Source organism: Candidatus Saccharibacteria bacterium, from assembly GCA_016700315.1.
Classification (GTDB): domain Bacteria; phylum Patescibacteriota; class Saccharimonadia; order Saccharimonadales; family SZUA-47.
This window is the reverse complement of the sequence record CP065013.1, coordinates 342,714-361,668: the sequence shown is the minus strand read 5'-3', so window position 1 is coordinate 361,668 and position 18,955 is coordinate 342,714. Positions and strand designations below refer to the sequence as shown.

Here is an 18,955-nt window from a genome sequence, read left to right as displayed (position 1 = left end):
TATGAATATGGGTGGCGATACAGAAGCCGTTGATGAAGTTAGTCTTGGAAAACGTTTGCAACAAGCACGCCAATCGGCCGGGCTAACACAGCAGCAGCTAGCGCAGGCAACAGACTTGTCTTATTCAACATTGGCCAAGATTGAACGTGGTGCGATCAAAACTCCATCTGTTTTTACAATCCAGCGAATCGCCCAAGTTACGAAGGTTTCATTAGACGAGCTAATGGGTTTGCCGCACGCCGCAAAATCGTTGCAACAGAAGTCGTCGCTAAAATTTATCTATTTTGATATTAATGGTTGTTTGGTTCGCTTTTTTCACAAAGCTTTCTCGGTATTAGCAGAGGAAACGGGTGTGCCCAATGATCGCATTGAGACACTATTCTGGCATTACAACGACGCTGTTTGTCGTGGCGAGATGAAACTTAGTGATTTTAATGATATTCTTGCCAAAACATTAGGAGTTAGCAGCGTAGACTGGACTGACTATTACCTGGGAGCAATCGAGCCAATTGATGGTATGAAAGAACTTTTGGAATGGACGGCTGAACGTTATCAGGTTGGCCTACTAAGCAACATCATGCCCGGTTTTATCCAGATTATGATCGACAAAGGTGTGATTCCACATCTCGACTATGCTGCAGTGGTAGACAGTTCCGAAGTCGGCGCTATTAAGCCCGAGTCAAAAATATACGAAATCGCGCAAGGATTAACAGGTGTACTCCCTGAGGAAATCTTATTTATCGATGATTCGCGCGCCAATCTCATGGCCGCCGAGAAATGCGGCTGGAAGGTAATGTGGTTCGATGATTATTACCCCGAAGAGTCGATCAAAAGAATCAAAAACGCCCTCGGCTAGAGCTTAATGTTAAGCCTGTAAAATATAGCAAGCTCAGTGGGCTGCTTCTCGCCATCAGCACTGGGGCGCTACAGCGAGTCGATGCTTACTCATAAAAATTCGCAAAAAAATCACAACTAAATCCAAAAAACTAACACCTGTAAATCATCAAATTCACATTTCTCTCCTCTGTATAAGGACGGACCTTATACAGAGGAGAGAAATGTGAAGCAGCGTTGGCTATGGGTGTTTTAGATTAATTTGGGGGTTTACTTATAGTTTCTCGAAGCGTTCAAGGTCGGCCGTGAGCGTTTCTAGACGCGTCTGAGCGGCTTTTAGCTCCTGTTCGGTCTGTTCGACCAGTTCGCGTGGCGCTAGCTCGAGATAGGCTTTGTTGGCCAGTCTGCCCTGCAAGTTGGCAATAGACTTTTTGAGCTCAATGGCTTTGCTACTCAGTGTGTCGGTGTATACCTTGGCAGTAGCGTGGTCGATATCTAGCCAGACGCGGTACTCGGTTGAGCTCAAGAATAGACCAGCGCCATCGTCTACCTTCTTTATATCTGTGAGGTTGGCTAGCCGTTTAATCAGTGGTGCGTTTTCTTCGATCAGTTCCCCGTCGGAGTAATACATCGTGAAAGACTTAATTTTCAGATCCGATGAAATTGCTCTTATCTCTGTTACGAGCTTAATAATCATATTGAAGTTAGCAGCCTCATCGGAGTTGGCATTACCTAACTTCTCCCAGGTCTGACCGGCTAAAACACCCTTTTCCCAAGCTAAGGTTTGCCAGATTGTTTCACTAACGAAAGGCGCAAACGGGTGCACTAATATCAAAATGTGGTGAAGCACGGTAGCCATCATGTCGGCACTTCCCTGCCCCTTGCTGGCCTCAATATACCAGTCAGCAACACTGTCCCAGGCTAAATGGTAGACAAGGTCATAAGCCTCACTGAAGCGGTAGTCATCGAGCAACTTCCCTACCTCGATATATGATTGTTGTAGTTTACTCAACACCCAATGATCTACTATAGTTTCCGGCTTGGCAGATATAGAGACTTCGTTATCGCCTATTTTGACTTGAATGAATCTGGCTATGTTCCACAGCTTGTTACAGAAGTTCCGACCAGCAGTGATTTTTGCCGGAGCAAAAGCAGCACTGTAGCCCGCGCTTCTGCCTGCAAGCATACCCATACGAAGAGCATCGGAGCCGTATTCTGCTAAGTACTTATTTGGATCGACGACATTTCCTAGGCTTTTACTCATTTTACGCCCATCCTCGGCCCTAACCATGCCATGGAGGTAAACGTCTTTAAAAGGAATCTCACCTGTGATGTATAACCCCAGACAGATCATTCGTGCCACCCATTGGTAGAGAATGTCCTGCCCTGTCTCCATAATCGCATTTGGGTAGAACTTCTTGAAGTCATCAGAATCGGGGAAGCCAAGAGTTGCAAATGGCCACTGGCTGCTTGAAAACCAAGTGTCGAAAACGTCGGGATCGCGCCGGTAAACCTTACCATCAATTTCTATTGTGTGTTGCTCTACTCTGTCGTCAAATATCCAATCGTCCTGGTCGTCTATATTCTGAAAAGCCGGAATTGGTATCCCCCAAGCAATCTGCCGACTGATATTCCAGTCTTTGACGTTCTGTAAGTACAAAATCGTTTGATCCTGTTTGGCGTTTGGGTAAAACTTGATCTTGTTTTTTTGCAGTGCCTCGATTGCTGGTTCTGCGAGCTTTCGCATGTTAACGAACCACTGGTCCAGTAGCATTGGCTCTATCACCGTGCCGCACTTATAACAGAGGCCAATCCTGGTTTCGTAATCTTTTTCAACTTTCTCAATCAGCCCCATCTCATCTAGTTTTTTGGCAACTGCCTGACGAGCTTCTAAAACCGTCATGCCCTCGTACGGGCCGGCGTGGTGGTTCATTTTGCCGTCGTGGTTGATTACGCGAACTGGTGGCAAGTTGTGGCGCTGGGCAGCGTCCCAGTCGTCAAAGCTGTGCGCAGGTGTAATCTTGACGACCCCCGTACCGAAGTTAGGATCGACGAAATCATCGGCGACTACTCTGACCTCGAACGGCCCGTTTACTCCTTCGACCGTCACCGTCTGGCCAACCCACTGCTTGTAACGTTCGTCGTTTGGATGGACGGCTACGCCAGTGTCGCCAAACTTAGTTTCTGGTCTTGTTGTCGCCAACGTGAAAGGGCCATATTTGATGTAGTAAAGTGGAGTCTTAACAGTTTTGTATTCTACCTCAATATCGGCGAAGCCGGTGCGATGTTCGGTGCAATAATTAACTAATCTTTCACCTCTGTAAATCAAACCGTCATCCCACATTTTTTTGAATGTTTGGTAGGCAGTTTTTATGATCTTATCATCTAGGGTAAACGTGAACCTACTCCAATCGCAGCTAGCACCTAGTGAGCGAAAGATATTGAAAAATCTTTCTTTATTACCGTCTACAAATTGATATATCTGATCGTAGAGCTCTTCTCTGGTAAGATCAAAACGACTCTTACCCTCTTTTGCTAGGTGCTTCTCGTAGACAACCTGTGTTTCAAAACCAGCATGATCGGCTCCTGGCAGCCACAAAACTGACTTGCCTCGAGCTCTTTGGTAGCGGATTATTACATCTTCGATGGCAAAAAATAGCGAGTGGCCAATGTGTAAGCCAGCATTCGCATTCGGTGGCGGCATAACCATACAGTATGGTTCACCTTTTTCGGTGGGCTCAAAAACACCACTCTTCTCCCAGAGCGCATAAATGTCTGACTCGTAGTCAGAAGGTGTGTAAGCCTTCGGTAACTCCATATGAAATAAGTATAAAGTAGAAAGTGGTAAGTATAAAGCATAAGCAAGAAGCAAGCGAGACAAGAGTCATGAGACGCCTGTCATGAGGAGAACCCCAGCTTCTTAGAGTTGAATATAAAACCAGCATACTTTAGTTGCAAGAGAGGCCGGCAGGCAATATTTGTCAGCCATGACATAGAACATTGAACAGGAAGGTCGAGGGGAGCGTATTCACACGACCACATGAAGGCTACGGTAATGAAAGGTGACCATAAAACGGTAAAAATACCAAAAAAAGACAAAAACCAACATAAACTTTCACGTGAAAGTCATCTGTTAGCTCCTGTCTAAGTTGTATTTTGTCTCAAAAGTGCGAACCGCATTGGCTTGCAGTCAGTACAACCATTTTTGTTTTACAAGCATAAGCATATCATAGTTCGTCAATACTATCAAATACAGAGACCATAACGTTGCTATATTTACTACGTAACCCCAGCTCGACATAACGACACCTATAAATATACATTTTAGCTAGTAAAGATTGCTTTCTGTCGTATCTTACGTAGCTGTTGTTACGTAAAATACGCCGTAGTGATTAGATTTACAGATACAAATGTATATTTACCAGGAATTACGTGTTTAGTGCATTTTCGGATGAAAATAGAGTACCGCAAGCCGAGCCGTACTTAACGTACGGTGAGCACGGAACGGAGATTTTCGCCAAAAAGGTGCAAACGTGTAATTCCTGTTTACTTGGGTTGCCTTATGTCGAGCTGGGGTTACATAGATAGGTTGGGATTGATTTCTAGAGAGTATGGCTCGGCTTTGGGTTGGCCTAATAGAGCTTTGTATGCCCCAAGGCAGGCAATCATAGTTCCATTGTCCGTGCATAGCTTGATATCGGCATAGTTTATGTCCATCGGCAGACGTTCAGATAGTTGGCGGCGTAGCTCCGTGCTGGCGGCGACACCACCTGCGATGATCACAGAAGCGGGACCGAACTCTTCGTAAGCCAAAGCTGTCTTGTCGACCACGGTTTCGATCGCGACACGTTGGAACACGGCAGCAATGTTGGCCTTCTGAGGCTCTGAGAGGCGTTCTGGCAGGTTCTTAGACGGAAAGGTGAAATCCTCACCACACATGGCCTGAGCCTGTCTTAGAGTAGCGGTTTTTACGCCAGAGAAGCTGAAGTCGTACTTACCTGGCATTTTCGCTTTTGGCAGATCGAAGGCTTGAGTATCGCCCTCTTTGGCTTTGGCGGCAATCGACGGGCCACCAGGGTAGGGGAGACCAGTTATTTTGGCGCATTTATCAAAAGCCTCACCTATAGCATCATCGTGAGTTTGGCCGAGTAACCTATAATCAAAGTGATCTTTAAAGAGGACTAGTTGAGTATGATTTCCGCTGACAATCAGTGCAAGGATAGGGAACTGGGGTGTGGTAGATGGTAGCTGGTAGTTGCTAAGTTGAGTTTTCTGTCGACTGTCTTCTGTTGACTGTTGGCTTGTTAAAAAGTTAGCGTACACATGACCTTCGACGTGGTTGCAGGCATATAGTGGTTTGTTCTGGGTAATGGCTAGGGTTCGTGCAGTCATTACACCGACAAGCAACGATCCGCCAAGCCCGGCGCCGTTAGTTACGGCTATAGCATCTATATCTTCCCAACTCATGCCAGCTTGCTCAAAAGCTTTTTCGATAACGATAGGCATAGCTTTGATATGTTCACGGGCAGCTATTTCGGGTACAACTCCACCGTATTTTGTGTGTAAGTCCATGCTTGAAAGCACGGCGTTGGCATAGAGTGTCGCCCCTTTGCTTGTATCGTTAAGCTCGACAATCCCGACCGAAGTTTCATCGCAACTGGTTTCAATCCCTAAAACGATCATATCTGTTACATGGTAGCAGAGATAAGAGGTAAGAACCAAGGCTAGCCGGTGCTCCTTAGACCTGTTGGGCAAAGCCATATAGCGATCTAACCATAACTCAGACCTCCACAACACTCTAAATCTTGAGCAAACCGCCCAATTCACGCCCAACTCCTCTGTATAAGGTCCGTCCTTATACAGAGGAGGGAAATGTGAATTTGGAGTTTTAGAGGTGTTAAATAGTGTGAGTTATGTTGTGAATTATGAACTGAAGTCGGGTTGATTGATTGGGGTGTTTAATGTATGGAGGTAGCTTACGGGATGATAGATCTTGGCTGGCCCTTCGGTTTTAGTAAAATTTATGAACTGATCGTTATTGAATATTTTCCTAAATACCTGACCTGCGGGATATAATTGAGTCAATGAACTTACGAGCCAAACAAGTGGCAGAAAAAATGCTGAAAGGCCAGCTATATAACAAGGCTGTTTTGCCCAAACATTTTGCAGTGGCTTTTTCTGAAAGCATAAAGCATCGCTGGCCAGCTAAGGGGTTAAAAGTGATAGGTGTAACAGGGACGAATGGCAAAACCAGCACCTGTTTTTTGATCCACCGTATGCTGGTAGAGTCGGGGATTAAGGCTGGTCTTATGACAACCGTTGCTTATGGTGTTGACGACAAGCTAGAGGCCCAGATTCATCATATGACCAGCCAGCCAATCGGCCTGCTGCTTAGCCGAATTGAAAAAATGAGAAGGGAAGGCATGGAAGTGCTGGTACTTGAAGTCACAAGTCATGCTCTAGCGCAATACCGAGTTTTAGGAGTGCCCTTCGATATCGCTGTCTTGACCAACCTAACTCATGAACATTTGGATTATCATGGCAGTTTTAAGGCTTACCGAGACGCCAAGCGAAAGCTGTTCAAACAAGCTAATCGCAATCATGGTGGCCGCAGAATTGGTGTTATCAATGCTGATGATCCGAGTGCGCAGTATTTTGCCGATGATATCAAAAATGTCGTTGGCTACTCGCTCAAAAAATCTGATGACCCCAAGATTGTTTGGCCAAGAAATCTCAAGCTGACGCCTAAGGGCTGCAGCTATAACACAGAGGTAAATGGCCAAAAGCTGGACATAAAATGTAATTTGCCAGGCAGCTTTAACACCGCCAACAGCCTTGCTGCTGTGTGTGTCGGCGCCAGTCTGGGCTTAAAGCCGTCGCAGATTGAGCGCGGGATTGCTGCTCTGCAAAGTGTCGAGGGGCGAATGACACGGATCGACGAAGGTCAAGATTTTGATGTGATTGTTGATTTTGCTCATACGCCCGATAGCTTCGAAAAACTTTTTAAAGACCTCCGACCAGTAGTGAAGGGTAGGTTAATTAGCCTGTTTGGATCAGCCGGCCGGCGCGACATAAGTAAGCGCGCGATTCAGGGGCGCTTAGCTGGCGAGGTAAGCGATATTGTGGTGGTGACAGAAGAGGACGACCGCGATGTCGACGGTTATCAGATTATGGCGCAGATTGCCGAAGGAGCACGCGAGGCAGGCAAAGTCGAAGGCAAAGACCTTTACACCATTTTGGATCGTACCGAGGCTATCAAGTTTGCTCTGTCACAAGCCAAAAAAGGCGACACAGTAATCCTGCTCGGCAAAGGCCATGAGAAAACCATCGAGCGAGCCGACGGCGAGCATCCTTGGGACGAGATAGGCCTAACTCGGCAGATCTTGCGTGAAAAACCTAAGTAGCCGGCGAGTAACCGCTGCATCACACGCATCGCCTTTAGAGGTTGAAGTGTTTTAGTTGTAGTTGGTTTCTAGTCTTTAGGATGCTTGCGGAGGTTCTGGAATGTCGGTATGGCTAGGTCTTTTTGGAAACTGTATGATCTTGCCAAGTTTTGAGGCAGGGGTTTTAGGTGGAGAAGATGGCGGTCGAGAATTATCGTAGCTTGCGGCAATTCTGGCCGTAATATCTAGTCTACCGCTAGTCGTTCCAGGGTGACTGAAGTCGGCAAATTCTACACCTTTGTAGGGGCTATTAGGTAACTGCTCTTTAGTTGCAGGATCAGAGTAAGAGCCAGTCTGCGATTCTTCAAGGGCTACGCGAAGTCTGTCTAGAGGGATAATGTTTTGAGGTTTTTCTGGATTGTGCATAATTATACTATAGCACAAAGCTTATAAATTGTCTAGTGTCAAACTAGTGCAGCGGATGAAGCCGCCACCTTTCATTAACTCACTAATGTCAGGTGCGAGCACTTTGAGACCTCGAGATTCTAGCTCTGCTTTCAGTTTTGGCGCTCTACTCCCCATGATTACTGTCTCGCCAGTCGAAACGAGGTTACAGGCACTTGCGCCGAGCGCTTCCTCTAAGCTAACCTCTATTTTGTCTATGCCTTCTATAGCCCTAATCGCGGCTTGTGACTCTGACACTAGCGCTTCCGGGCACCAAGCTATCAGATTTGGTCGTATTACTGCAATTGCCAGATCAAGGTCGTAAAAGTAGCTGTCGGGCCATCCCGAAAAGCTGTTTACAACAGGCTGGCCAGCCTGGTCAAGCTGTGGAATGGCCTGGACACCAATCACTTTTTTACCAAATTCTTTCTCTAGAATTGGGTGGACCTCTGGGCTTGTGCGGTAGTGGCTGCCGACAAAAACGTAGTCGCCACAAGGTAGGGCATCGCCCTGACCACTGAATCGCAATTCGGGCGGGAGTTTAACTGTATTTAAGCTCAGTTTGTGTAGCTCGGCGTGGGCGTAAGGCTCTTCGGCTTTTCTGGCATTAGGTAGATTTGACAGTACAGCTTTGCCGCCAATAACCAGCGCCCAATTGGCTGTGTAAACCCCATCTTGGCAGGCCTTAGGAGGATCGACTTTGACTACTTCTATGCCAGCTTCTGCAAAGCAGCGCATGATCTCGTTGTGCTCAGCTACGGCTTTTGCAACATCGACAGGTACGTGGTCGTCCATGTATGAGTTGATGGCTTGAGCATCGTCAAAAAACTCCGCCCCGCTCATTAGAACTTTAGTGTTTATTTTGGTCATCCATGAATAATAGTACAAAATAGATCCTGCGAAAAAAACTCGAATTATTTACAATTGATGTTATAATAGTATTTACAATATGTTACATAATAATCCAGAATTCCCCCCAAGCACCCCTAAATGGAAACTAGGAATTGATATAGGGAGAGTAATTATTGGAGCCGATACAGATAACCCTAATAAATCTATTATTGGCCCTGATTTTTTAAAAACTCCTGAGATACCAGGTGCAGTCGACACAATTAGCTTTCTTCATAAATCGATGAAATGGGAAGAAATTCATTTAGTTTCCAAATGTGGTCCGAGAATTCAAAATCGATCCGTAGAGTGGCTAAAACATAATAATTTTTTTGAACGGACAGGGCTAAAGTCAAAAAATATGCACTTTTGTCTTGAGCGGAAAGATAAGGCTGGGATAGTTAGGGATACAGGTATCACACACTTCATTGACGACAGAATAGATGTTCTCGATTACATGATAGAAGATATAGTTGGTGGGATACTGTTAGTTGCTAAGCATGACAGCGAGCCTAAAAGGATTCGCAAGAATAAGATTACCATTGTAAAAGACTGGGCACAGATTCCGCGCATTCTAGAAAGCTACGTTGATGAATACTAGTAAATTAATAAAATATGTGATATAATCTAAATTGATCTAGGTAACCTGATTTACAAATTTTATGAAAACACTTACAAAAACACCTGAATATTCTCATCATATGCTGGAAGCTAAAACAGTTATTCCTGGCTTCCGCCCAAACCCATACTGGACGCCTGATCCTTTAATTTCTGGGCATGGGGTGTTTTCTGGAATACTTACAGGCGGTAATGAGATTATAGTTAAGCCTCATACGGTTACGCGGCGCGCCTATAATGAGGCCGGAAGAATTAATTCCGTAGTAAAACTGGGGATTAATACCCCTAATTTGCATGGGGTATATTTAGGTAATTATGCAACATATCTAGCAGTAGATCGTTACAGGGGACTACAAACCGTTGGACAGTTAAACCTAGATGTTGATATAGCAGATCGATCACTTTATAGGTCGATTAAACCTGCTATTTCCACAGCAGTTAACGGAATAGCGGGCATGCATTTAAAGGGGGTTGTGCACGGAGACTTTCAAGCTAAGAATGCAGCATTTGGTCCTGAAAACGAGTTTGTGGCAATTGATCTAGAAAAGTCCCAGCCAAATGTTTCACTAGAAAATGGACACAAAGGTAGAGCCAACGATCTATATCTTTTGGGGGCATCGTTATTACTAAGCAGGCTTATTAGTGGTAGGAAGCCACTGTATCGTGCAGGATTCGTCAGCGCACATGTATTAGGTGAGTATACAGAATCAGTAAATCAAGAATCTGACTTTGTCGATTACGAAAAAATTACAGACGCTTTTGAGAAGGTCGCCAAAACGAGCTTAAAAGCTCGATTCTCCAAACTTTAATCGTGTGTTGACATGGATTTTGGCACTCTGGTATAGTGAGTGCTAGAAACTGGTGTGTATTTGCGAGATTACATCAGTTAATCACATCTTAAGTATTAATTAGTGAGGAGTACTAATGAGTGTACCTATTAAGCCGCTGGCGGACTATGTCGTGGCTGTACAAGAAGAGGCGGTTAGTAAAACGGCAAGTGGTCTTTACCTGCCCGAAACCGCCAAAGAAAAGCCTCAAACTGCTGAAGTAGAAGCTGTCGGGCCGAATGTAGCAGACGTCAAAAAGGGTGATCGAATCATCTATGGCGGCTATAGTAATACAGAGGTAAAAGTTGCAGGCAAAACTTATTTGCTAGTCAAAGCCGAGAACATTTACGCGATCCTAGCTTAAAGACTTTATTCAAAAATCTGAAACCGAAAGGAAGAAACAATGGCAAAAAAGGTGTTTTACGATGACGATGCTCGCCGTAGGGTGCTGGGCGGCGCTAAGCTGCTTTATGACGCAGTGAAAACAACTATGGGGCCTAAAGGCCGTAACGTGGTAATCAGCAAATCGTATGGTGGTCCGACCGTCACACACGACGGGGTAACTGTTGCCAAAGGTGTAGAAATCGGTGACGTTGATGATGAGACTCTGGGCTACAAAGTAGGTGCAGAACTGATCAAACAAGCAGCAAGCAAGATGAACGATGTCGCTGGCGACGGTACCACGACCGTCACTGTGCTGACCTATCATATTTTGAACGAAGCCAATAAGCTGATTGCGGCTGGGCATAACCCTATGCAGCTCAGAAAAGGTCTTGAGTCTGCAGCTCAGGAGGTTTTGGCTGGTTTAGGAAAAATGAGTGAGCCTATCGAGGGCAAAAAAGGCCGTGTGGCCGAGGTTGCGACCATTAGTGCAGGTGATGCCGAGATTGGCAAACTGATCGCTGATGTTATGGAAAAAGTCGGCCGCGATGGGGTTGTTACGGTAGAAGAGGGCCAGGGCCTAGAGTTAGAAAGCGAAGTAGTCGAAGGCTTTACGTTTGACAAAGGCTTCGTTAGCCCATATATGGTCACAGACACAACACGTATGGAAGCTGTCTATAACAAGCCAGCTGTCGTCGTTACTGACAAGAAAATTAGCAATGTCCAAGACCTTGTGCCACTGCTAGAAAAGCTGGCTCAGGCAGGCAAAAAAGACCTAGTTCTGATAGCCGAAGATGTTGAGGCTGAGGCGCTTGGCGTCTTGATTTTGAACAGACTCAAAGGCGTTTTCAACACAGTAGCTGTTAAAGCACCTAGCTTTGGCGATCGCCGCAAGGACATTTTAAATGACATAGCTGTCTTAACGGGCGCAACTGTGATCAGTGAAGAGCAGGGTGCCACATTTGAAAACTCCGACCTATCGATGATTGGATCGGCTCGTAAAGTGATTGTCACAAAAGACGAGACAACAATCATCGAGGGCGCCGGCCAGGCCAGCGTCGTCAAAGAGAGAATTGCCCAGATACAAGCACAGAGTAAGGCTTCAAAGAGCACTTTTGACACTGACCAATTAGATAAACGGAAGGCCGCGCTTTCGGGCAAAGTGGCTGTGATCAAGGTTGGCGGTGCTACCGAAACAGAGATAGAAGAGAAGAAATTCCGTGTTGATGATGCTGTAGCAGCTGTAAAGGCGGCAATGGCCGAGGGAGTTGTGCCTGGCGGCGGCGTTACTTTGATCAATCTGATCTCCGCAGCATCTGTAGGAAGTGGCATAGGAGCAGAGTCATTCGGTGGTAGTATCTTGTTCCGCGCTTTAGAACAACCCTTTAGAATCCTTCTTGAAAACGCTGGGCTCAACCCTGACGAGTGGCTGCCACAAGTCCGTAAGGCCAAGCCGGGGCAAGGTGTTGATGTCAGCAACCCCGACAAATTAGTAGATATGAAAGCCGCTGGTGTGGTTGACCCTACCAGAGTTACTAAAGAAGCTATCCAAAACGCTGTTTCGATTGCTGGGACGAGCATGACGATGGGCGCGCTTGTAGTTGACGTACCAGAGCCAAAACCAGCTGCCCCTATGGGCCAAGCCGGCATGGATATGATGTAGAACCCTAAAATCTGCTTGCAAAAGTGTAGAATTTGTAGTACAATAGCTACATAAATCGTTAATGGTGGGCGATTAGGAGTATTACTTATGGCATTTTTCAAGCGTCAGAGAGCTGACACCGACATACCAGAACTACAGGAGTACTATGCTGCTAAGCGGGCAAATAACTCGGCTAGCGCCTGGGCTTTAGCTCTTTTGAGTCTGATTGTTACGGTCGCTGTGATTATGGGCGCCTTTTTTGGCGGCCGCTGGGCATGGCGCAAGCTAAAAGGTAATGACAACGCCAAACAAGTAGCTACAATTGTTGAGCAAAAAGCCGATCAAGCTGACGGTGTTGTGTCCAGTGAAGGCGGAGTTTCGACAACCGATGAAGAGCAGGCCGCCAAAAAAGCTGCCGCTGACGCTGAAGCTGCTAAAAAGGCTGCAGAGGCCGAAGCTGCAAGAGTGGCAAGCGAAGCTGAGGCTGCTAAGAAGAAGGCTGATGCAGAGGCTGTAGCCAAAGCTGCTGCTAGTAGCGCACAAGCCGTAACAGGTCAATCCAATGTTCCAACCGAGGGTAAGATACCAAACAGTGGCCCTGGTGACGTTGTGGCGATTTTTATTGGTGCGACCACTGCTGGCTACCTAATCTCCCGCAAAAAACTCCTACAAAGTAATTAGCCCTAAAAGACAAATCCACACAAGAATAAAAGCGCCCGCAATATGGTACTTTTACAATATATTAAAATATTACATAACAGGGTCTGACCCTGACATCTGTTATTTTTTGTTATATGTAAAAATGGGCTGTTTTGTGGGCAGCGGATTATTTGTCCGCTGCAGGTTGCTTCTGGCTTGAGAAGTAGTTGATCTCGTTTATAACATCGAGCAGGGCCTGGGCGCGGACTTTTTCGTCATCAATTTTCTGGGCTTGCTCGTAGGCTTTTTGGAGGAGTTCCTGATTGTCGGTTGCTTGGATCATCATCATGGTTGTTTTGAAGGCTTCTTCGGGGGTCTGGTCGAGTTTGTCGACTAGTGGCTCGAGCTGCTCAAGTGCACCCTGCTTCATTTTTAGTAGATCATCTGGGATGTTTGCGGCTTGATGATCGTCAGATTGAGCACCTACAGATGGCGCAGTAGTTGGTGCCGCAACGTCATCAAGAAAAGATGGGCCATCAACATCACTGAAAAGATCAGCGGCTGGCGCTGGGGCGTCTTGTGCTGGCGCTGGAGTTGAGCTCGGCTGCGGAGTACTAAAGCCTCCATCAGATGCTGGGCTACTGAAGCTGGGGGCAGTTTTGTCACTAGCACTACTGACAGGATCAGGTGTAGCGAAAGGGCTGGTATTGGTCGCAACCGGCGTCATGTGTGGTGCTGGCGCTCCGCTAAAAGTCGGCGCGCCGACGTCGTTCGTAGAGCTAGCACTAGTTTGATTATTATCTGGAAACATCCCCACCCCCGAGTAATTAATAAGCTAATTTTTCAATTTTCAATTTTCAATTTACAATATAGCAGAAGAAGAGGAGGCTGAAAAGCTTATGCTAGACGATCTGAAGTATATTCATCAAAAAGACACTTACGACGCTTTGGGGGTAATCTCCAAACAATCTGAGCAGTTACTGCAGAAGTACGACTTAGGTGAATGTGACAGAAGATTTGAAAATGTTGTTCATGCTGGTATGGGTGGTTCAGCACTTTGGGCAATTGTGGCAAGGTATTGGCCCGGCTTTAACGTACCTTTTGAAATTACGAAGGACTATGACCTGCCAGCCTATGTTAATGAGAAAACACTATTTATTGCGGCAAGCGTATCTGGTAACACCGAGGAAACCTTGTCTTCTCTCGCAAAAGCTGAGGCGGCAGGCGCATACGTGGTGGTTATTGCTTCTGGCGGTAAGTTGGCTGAGATCGCTCGCGAGAAAGGCTACCCATTCTTGGAACTACCAAAGGTCAGGCCGCCGCGCTATGGTATGTTTAACGGGTTAAAGGCGTTGACAGTTTTGGCTTCAAAATACGGCTTAACGAACAACTCGAATGCCGTGTCTGAGTTAGAATCGGCAGCTAGTTTTGTCCAAGCTGCTATCGACAGCTGGCGCCCCGACGTAGCCACCAACCAGAACCTTGCCAAACAAATTGCGCTGGAGTGTGCTGGCAAGTCTATGGTGATCTACAGCGGGCCAGACTTAAGTCCAGCTGCTCACAAGTGGAAAATCGGCTTTAACGAGAACGCCAAAAATGTTGCATGGGAGTACACTTTCCCAGAGTTCAGCCATAACGAGTTTACTGGTTGGACCAGTCACCCGGTCGAGAAACCATATCAGATCATTTACTTGCTTTCTAGCTTCGATAACGATCGGATAAAAAAGCGCTTTGAACTGACCGAAAAGTTCTTGAGTGGTCGTTGGCCTAGCCCACAGCACGTCGAGGTGCAGGGCACGACACTACTCGAGCAACTGCTCTGGGCGGTGACTTTGGGAGACTTTGTCAGTGTCTACACGGCTCTCCTAAATGGCACGAGCCCAATAGACATGGGCGACGATGATATCATTGAGCGTTTTAAGAAAGAGTTGTCTTAAAGATTTCTATGAGGACTCAAAAAGCCATCTGGCTAAAAGAGCACACTGAGAAATCGACTTTACCGACGATGGCTAATAGCGAGCCTACTAGCGGGGTAGTGCAATTTGTCGATTTTTTAAAGAAAAGGGGCGTGAAGCTAGAAGGTAAGGCTGTCGATATTGGTGCTGGGAAAGGCAGAAATGCAGTGTATCTTGCTAGATTAGGCTTCGAAGTTTGTGCTCTGGAGTATATTAAAGCTGCAGCAATAGTAGGTAAAGAACTGGCAAAAGCAAGATCCGTCGCCAATAACGTTAACTATTTTGTAACAGAAGTAGACAAAGTCTGGAGATTCCCCGATAACTACTTCTCAATTGCAATTGATTCTTTCTCTAGTATAGATATAGAGACAATGCAGGGCAGGGAAAAGTGCCGCGATGAAATGTACAGGACGCTTATACCTGGAGGGTTTGCCCTTGTAAATGTTTGTTCGATAAACGATGAGTGGGAAAAGGAGCTTATTGAAAAGTACCCCGGCCCCGAACCAAATAGTACAGTTTGGCCACAGAATGGGAAGTTCCAGAAAGACTACTCTGAGCAGGAGTTAAGAGAGTTCTATAAAATATTTGAGGTTGTTGAACTGGAATCTATTTATAAAGAGGCTACGAAATTAGGCAGAAAAGGCACTGCTACAAATTTTTGGGCGGTTCTTAAAAAAGCTAAAAACTGTCCGTGAAGTTAGAATTGTAGCTCTTGTTGCTCCACCAAAGGAAGATTATACCAGCTGCAAGGAGTAGTAGCAGGATAATTGTTCGATGATATTCTTTGATTTGCGGTCTTTTCATTGCTGGGTTTCCTCCGGTAGGGCGGTTATTACTAGTCTATCTTTGGCCGTCCACAGCGGTGTGCATGTGTAAAGCGTCAACCTGCGGTCGTTGGTCGGGGCCTCGACTTCAATGGCGCTCGGCGGCACTACCTTAATATCCGAAACTTTGTAGATTAACTCCTTACCTTGCCAGTAGACAGCCATTTTTTCACCAAGCTTAACGCGGTCTAAATTGTAAAAAGTCGAACCATTGCTACCATAAAATCGATGCCCAACAATCACCGAATTGCCTTGCTCGGTTGGCGCAACGCTTTTCGGTAAACGCCAAGTGCCGCCATTATGAATAACCCAAATGTTGTTGCCTTCGTTTATTGGCTCGTTTAGGCTAATACTCGGTATAACTAGACGATTGTCTTTCGGCGGATCTGCACGCTTGACATTATCGATTTGGGCTAGTTGACCACTGTAGGGTACGCCGCTGGTTTTGTCGGTGCGTTGTTTGAGCCACAGTTTAGCCAAAGGCAAGAATGGCGCGCCGGCAATGTAGAGCCCAAGCAAAATTACGACAGTGCTAAGAATGTTGTTCCAGAATCTGAGACTTTTAACTCTGACCATTTACACTAATTATAGTCTATATTTGGGTTTAGGAGTTTGCCTACTGCTTATTACTATCTACCTACTACTGTTTTATCGGTCGTAACGAAGTGCATCGATTGGCTTTTTGCGAGCGGCTTTGGCTGCGGGTAGGATCCCAGATAAAATACCGGTAAAAAGAGCTGCCAGAGCGGCTATACCGAGGATGCTGGGTGTGAGAGCTGGCTGTACATCGGTGGTAACTCTTAAGACGAGGTTGACTAGAAGAGACAAGACAATGCCGAGCAAGCAGCCCAGAAGTGATAGCATGGCGGCTTCAATTAGAAATTGTCCCATAATCTGACGATTGGTAGCGCCAAGTGCTTTTCGAATGCCGATTTCGCGGGTTCGTTCGCTAACAGTGGCAAACATGATGTTCATAATGCCAATGCCGCCGACAACTAAGGATATTAGTGCAACTCCGGTCACGAACCACGTAACTTGCCGAAAGACAGAATCGGAGCTACCGATAGCTTCGTTGGGGCTGTAAACTCCGATCAGGCTGGCGTTGGGGCTGTTTTGTGCAAGACGAGCTCGAATATTGTCTGTAGCACGACTTGCATTAACTTTCTTAGCGTCAAGTCCTGCCAGGATCTCGTAGATCGTGTAGCCGCCAGGTAATTTGCGCGCGGTTTCGCTCGGTATGACGACGGCGTTGTTGAAGTCTATCGAATAAGGCACGGCTTGGAAATTCTTGTTCTCGAAGACGCCGATCACTAAAAATTCCTGAGAGCCAATCTTAAAAGATTTTCCGGTCGGGACACGCTCGACGAACAAGCGGTCGGCCACGGCTCGGCCGATAACGGCAAAATTGCTACTAGCTTCTCGTTCGCTAAAGAAACCGCCGAATTGTACCTTCTGCTGCAAAAGTTCGGCAAAAGTTGAGCCAACACCGTAAACTGTAATATCTTTGTCTGTTTTGTCACCGTAGCTGACTGCACCATTGACAACTCCGACTGGGGAAACTGATTTTACCCCTTCGGCTTGGCGAACACTAACAACTTCTTTATCTGACAGTGTGGTGCTTGGCAATACCGTTTGGTTGAGTATGTTGCCAGTGGTGAGTTGGCGTTGAACAGGTTGAATTATGCGCAGTTCGCCACCGATTTTGGCGGCCTGGCCAGAGATTTGCCGTTTTAGGCCATCGCCTAAACTTATGACAGTCACTACCGACGACACACCAATAATAATGCCAAACATGGTTAGCAAAGAGCGAGCTTTGGCTCCGCGAATCGAGCTCCAAGCCATTTTGAGGTGTTCTTTTAGCATCATTTTTTGCTACCTCTTTTTTTGAGGCGTGGAGTTTTGAGTTTTTTACGTATAGATTTGCGTGATGGTGCTTCAACAGAGGGCATTTCTTGGAGCATAGCCGAAACGCCAGCTAGCTCGCTGTCTTCTTTTGTCATGAACTTACGGCCTTGCATGGCGCGTTGCATGGCTTCGGGGATTTCTCCTATGACCGATTCTTGATCGTAAACCACTTGGCCGTCTCGCATGTAAATTACTCGGCTAGCGTAGCGGGTAAGTGCAGGGTTGTGAGTTACCATTAACACAGTGTTGCCCATCTTGTGGACCTCGCTTAGTAGCTCCATAACTACTCTAGTTGCGGTGCTGTCTAGGTTGCCAGTTGGCTCGTCGGCAATGATGATACTTGGGTTGTTGACCAAAGCTCTGGCTATCGAAGCACGCTGCAACTGACCGCCTGAAAGCTGGCTCGGTAGGTAATATTCTCGATCGTTTAGCCCAACTTGCTCCAGCATTTGGCTGGCGGCTTTGAGGCGCCTACGCTGCAACATACCTTTGTAAGCAAGCGGCAGAGCCACATTCTCGAGGATATTTAGGCGCGGCAGCAAGTTGAAGGACTGAAAAATAAACCCGACGTGGTCGCGGCGATGACGAGCTTGTTTTTGTGGCCTGAGCCTAGCCACATCGCGACCGCTTAGCTTAAAAGTCCCGCTTGAAGGACGGTCGAGTAGCCCTATGACGTTCATAAGTGTTGTCTTTCCAGAACCGGAAGGGCCCATGATTGCGATGAACTCGCCTTTTTCGATAGTCAAAGAGACTTCGTCGAGCGCTATAGTAGCAGCGTCGCCGAAGCCGTAAAGCTTGGAAACTTCATTTAGCTGGATTAGTGGCATTGTTAAGTCTAGTGTACGTGGTATGCTACCTCTGTTTCAAGACTTGACAAGCACTTTTCGAAGTAAATTTCACCACATTATGAGCTATTTATCAAACTGGTTGTGTTTTTATACATTTATACATAGCTCAAAAGTATATGTTGGTACAATTATTTTTTGAAAACTATCTTGTTTGATTTTTTTGGTGTCTTATCATCTCCGGTGTTTGCAAAAGTAATCCAAGATAGCTTTGCTGATCACGAATGGAATAATCTATATAGATTGCTAGACGATCTAGATTTGGGCAACTTAACAGAAGCGGGCTTGGTAAAGATGCTTTCCGAAAGGAGCGGACGTTCGATGGAGGAACTATGGATTGAAGTACGAAAAGCGCCGATAATAAATGTTGAGCTTCTCGAGTTTATTAACGAAAATTTAAATGAGTTTAAGGTTGGCCTGCTAACAAATGCGCCCAGAAGCTTAGTTGAGAGAGTTATCCCCGAACAAATTCATAAATTTAACATTGTTATGATTTCTTCAGATTTAGGGCTAGTGAAACCCGATAAAAAATATTTGAATTAGCGATAGAAAAGTCTAGAAGTAGCCCAGAAGAAATTGTTTTTGTAGATGATAGTGAGAAAAATATCGAGGCAGCGAAAAGCTTAGGTATAAACGGTATTGTGTATACGGATTTCGATGACTTTAAGAGCGAAATTTCAAAATATATTTAGAGTGAAACCTTTTTTGGCGGAAGTCTTGCAGGTGCTTTCGAATCCACCGCACGTCTTCGGCCGACTGAAGAAGCTGGG

19 protein-coding genes are annotated in these 18,955 nt (G+C 46.0%); 11 read left to right on the top strand and 8 right to left on the bottom strand.

What is annotated here, in order from left to right; genetic code table 11:
• Positions 1 to 7: 7 nt before the first annotated feature.
• Positions 8 to 856, top strand: coding sequence for an HAD-IA family hydrolase (locus tag IPO96_01780; protein QQS65266.1), 849 nt, complete (start codon positions 8 to 10; stop codon positions 854 to 856).
• A gap of 252 nt (positions 857 to 1,108) precedes the next feature.
• Here the strand turns inward: IPO96_01780 and IPO96_01775 are convergent, their stop codons facing one another.
• Positions 1,109 to 3,652, bottom strand: a complete 2,544-nt coding sequence (locus tag IPO96_01775; protein QQS65265.1) for a valine--tRNA ligase — start codon at positions 3,650 to 3,652, stop codon at positions 1,109 to 1,111.
• Positions 3,653 to 4,410: 758 nt separating this feature from the next.
• On the bottom strand, positions 4,411 to 5,517 hold the full coding sequence (tsaD, locus tag IPO96_01770) for a tRNA (adenosine(37)-N6)-threonylcarbamoyltransferase complex transferase subunit TsaD (protein ID QQS65264.1): 1,107 nt from the start codon (positions 5,515 to 5,517) through the stop codon (positions 4,411 to 4,413).
• A gap of 401 nt (positions 5,518 to 5,918) precedes the next feature.
• On the opposite strand from tsaD, the gene murE reads away from it, so the two are divergent.
• On the top strand, positions 5,919 to 7,238 hold the full coding sequence (murE, locus tag IPO96_01765; GenBank protein ID QQS65263.1) for a UDP-N-acetylmuramyl-tripeptide synthetase: 1,320 nt from the start codon (positions 5,919 to 5,921) through the stop codon (positions 7,236 to 7,238).
• Positions 7,239 to 7,313: 75 nt separating this feature from the next.
• On the opposite strand, the gene IPO96_01760 is transcribed toward murE, so the two are convergent.
• Both IPO96_01760 and IPO96_01755 read right to left on the bottom strand, forming a co-directional pair.
• Positions 7,314 to 7,643: a hypothetical protein gene (locus IPO96_01760; protein QQS65262.1), complete on the bottom strand. Its 330-nt coding sequence runs from the start codon at positions 7,641 to 7,643 to the stop codon at positions 7,314 to 7,316.
• Positions 7,644 to 7,664: 21 nt separating this feature from the next.
• The gene (locus tag IPO96_01755; GenBank protein ID QQS65261.1) at positions 7,665 to 8,531 is read right to left on the bottom strand and encodes an amidinotransferase; all 867 of its coding nucleotides are present in this window, start codon (positions 8,529 to 8,531) and stop codon (positions 7,665 to 7,667) included.
• Positions 8,532 to 8,610: 79 nt separating this feature from the next.
• Here IPO96_01755 and IPO96_01750 point away from each other — a divergent pair, with 79 nt between their 5' ends.
• From IPO96_01750 to IPO96_01730, 5 genes are all read left to right on the top strand, one after another.
• Positions 8,611 to 9,150 carry a hypothetical protein gene (locus IPO96_01750; GenBank protein QQS65260.1) on the top strand — a complete coding sequence of 180 codons (540 nt, stop codon included), beginning with the start codon at positions 8,611 to 8,613 and terminating at the stop codon, positions 9,148 to 9,150.
• Positions 9,151 to 9,250: 100 nt separating this feature from the next.
• Positions 9,251 to 9,976, top strand: coding sequence for a hypothetical protein (locus tag IPO96_01745; GenBank protein ID QQS65259.1), 726 nt, complete (start codon positions 9,251 to 9,253; stop codon positions 9,974 to 9,976).
• Positions 9,977 to 10,091: 115 nt separating this feature from the next.
• Positions 10,092 to 10,358, top strand: a complete 267-nt coding sequence (locus IPO96_01740) for a co-chaperone GroES (protein ID QQS65258.1) — start codon at positions 10,092 to 10,094, stop codon at positions 10,356 to 10,358.
• Positions 10,359 to 10,397: 39 nt separating this feature from the next.
• A complete protein-coding gene (groL, locus tag IPO96_01735; GenBank protein QQS65257.1) occupies positions 10,398 to 12,038 on the top strand; it encodes a chaperonin GroEL in 1,641 nt (546 codons plus the stop codon).
• An 87-nt stretch (positions 12,039 to 12,125) separates the two neighbouring features.
• Positions 12,126 to 12,698: a hypothetical protein gene (locus IPO96_01730; protein ID QQS65256.1), complete on the top strand. Its 573-nt coding sequence runs from the start codon at positions 12,126 to 12,128 to the stop codon at positions 12,696 to 12,698.
• A gap of 145 nt (positions 12,699 to 12,843) precedes the next feature.
• On the opposite strand, the gene IPO96_01725 is transcribed toward IPO96_01730, so the two are convergent.
• Complete coding sequence (locus IPO96_01725) at positions 12,844 to 13,467, bottom strand: hypothetical protein (GenBank protein QQS65255.1); 624 nt, start codon at positions 13,465 to 13,467, stop codon at positions 12,844 to 12,846.
• Positions 13,468 to 13,555: 88 nt separating this feature from the next.
• Here IPO96_01725 and IPO96_01720 point away from each other — a divergent pair, with 88 nt between their 5' ends.
• Both IPO96_01720 and IPO96_01715 read left to right on the top strand, forming a co-directional pair.
• Positions 13,556 to 14,593 carry a hypothetical protein gene (locus IPO96_01720; GenBank protein ID QQS65254.1) on the top strand — a complete coding sequence of 346 codons (1,038 nt, stop codon included), beginning with the start codon at positions 13,556 to 13,558 and terminating at the stop codon, positions 14,591 to 14,593.
• A 98-nt stretch (positions 14,594 to 14,691) separates the two neighbouring features.
• Positions 14,692 to 15,306 carry a class I SAM-dependent methyltransferase gene (locus IPO96_01715; protein QQS65253.1) on the top strand — a complete coding sequence of 205 codons (615 nt, stop codon included), beginning with the start codon at positions 14,692 to 14,694 and terminating at the stop codon, positions 15,304 to 15,306.
• A gap of 105 nt (positions 15,307 to 15,411) precedes the next feature.
• Here IPO96_01715 and IPO96_01710 read toward each other — a convergent pair whose 3' ends face one another.
• The 3 genes from IPO96_01710 to IPO96_01700 form a co-directional block, all read right to left on the bottom strand.
• Positions 15,412 to 16,011 (bottom strand): sortase, encoded by a 600-nt coding sequence (locus IPO96_01710; GenBank protein ID QQS65252.1) that lies wholly within the window; start codon positions 16,009 to 16,011, stop codon positions 15,412 to 15,414.
• A 72-nt stretch (positions 16,012 to 16,083) separates the two neighbouring features.
• Positions 16,084 to 17,301, bottom strand: coding sequence for an ABC transporter permease (locus tag IPO96_01705; protein QQS65251.1), 1,218 nt, complete (start codon positions 17,299 to 17,301; stop codon positions 16,084 to 16,086).
• Entirely contained in the window at positions 17,298 to 18,167 is an 870-nt protein-coding gene (locus IPO96_01700; GenBank protein ID QQS65250.1) for an ABC transporter ATP-binding protein, read from the bottom strand. Before IPO96_01700 ends, IPO96_01705 begins: the two co-directional genes overlap by 4 nt.
• A gap of 156 nt (positions 18,168 to 18,323) precedes the next feature.
• Between IPO96_01700 and IPO96_01695 the strand changes: the two genes are divergently transcribed.
• On the top strand, positions 18,324 to 18,728 hold the full coding sequence (locus IPO96_01695) for a hypothetical protein (protein ID QQS65249.1): 405 nt from the start codon (positions 18,324 to 18,326) through the stop codon (positions 18,726 to 18,728).
• Positions 18,716 to 18,877: an HAD-IA family hydrolase gene (locus IPO96_01690; GenBank protein ID QQS65404.1), complete on the top strand. Its 162-nt coding sequence runs from the start codon at positions 18,716 to 18,718 to the stop codon at positions 18,875 to 18,877. Before IPO96_01695 ends, IPO96_01690 begins: the two co-directional genes overlap by 13 nt.
• The last annotated feature ends 78 nt before the right edge of the window (positions 18,878 to 18,955 follow it).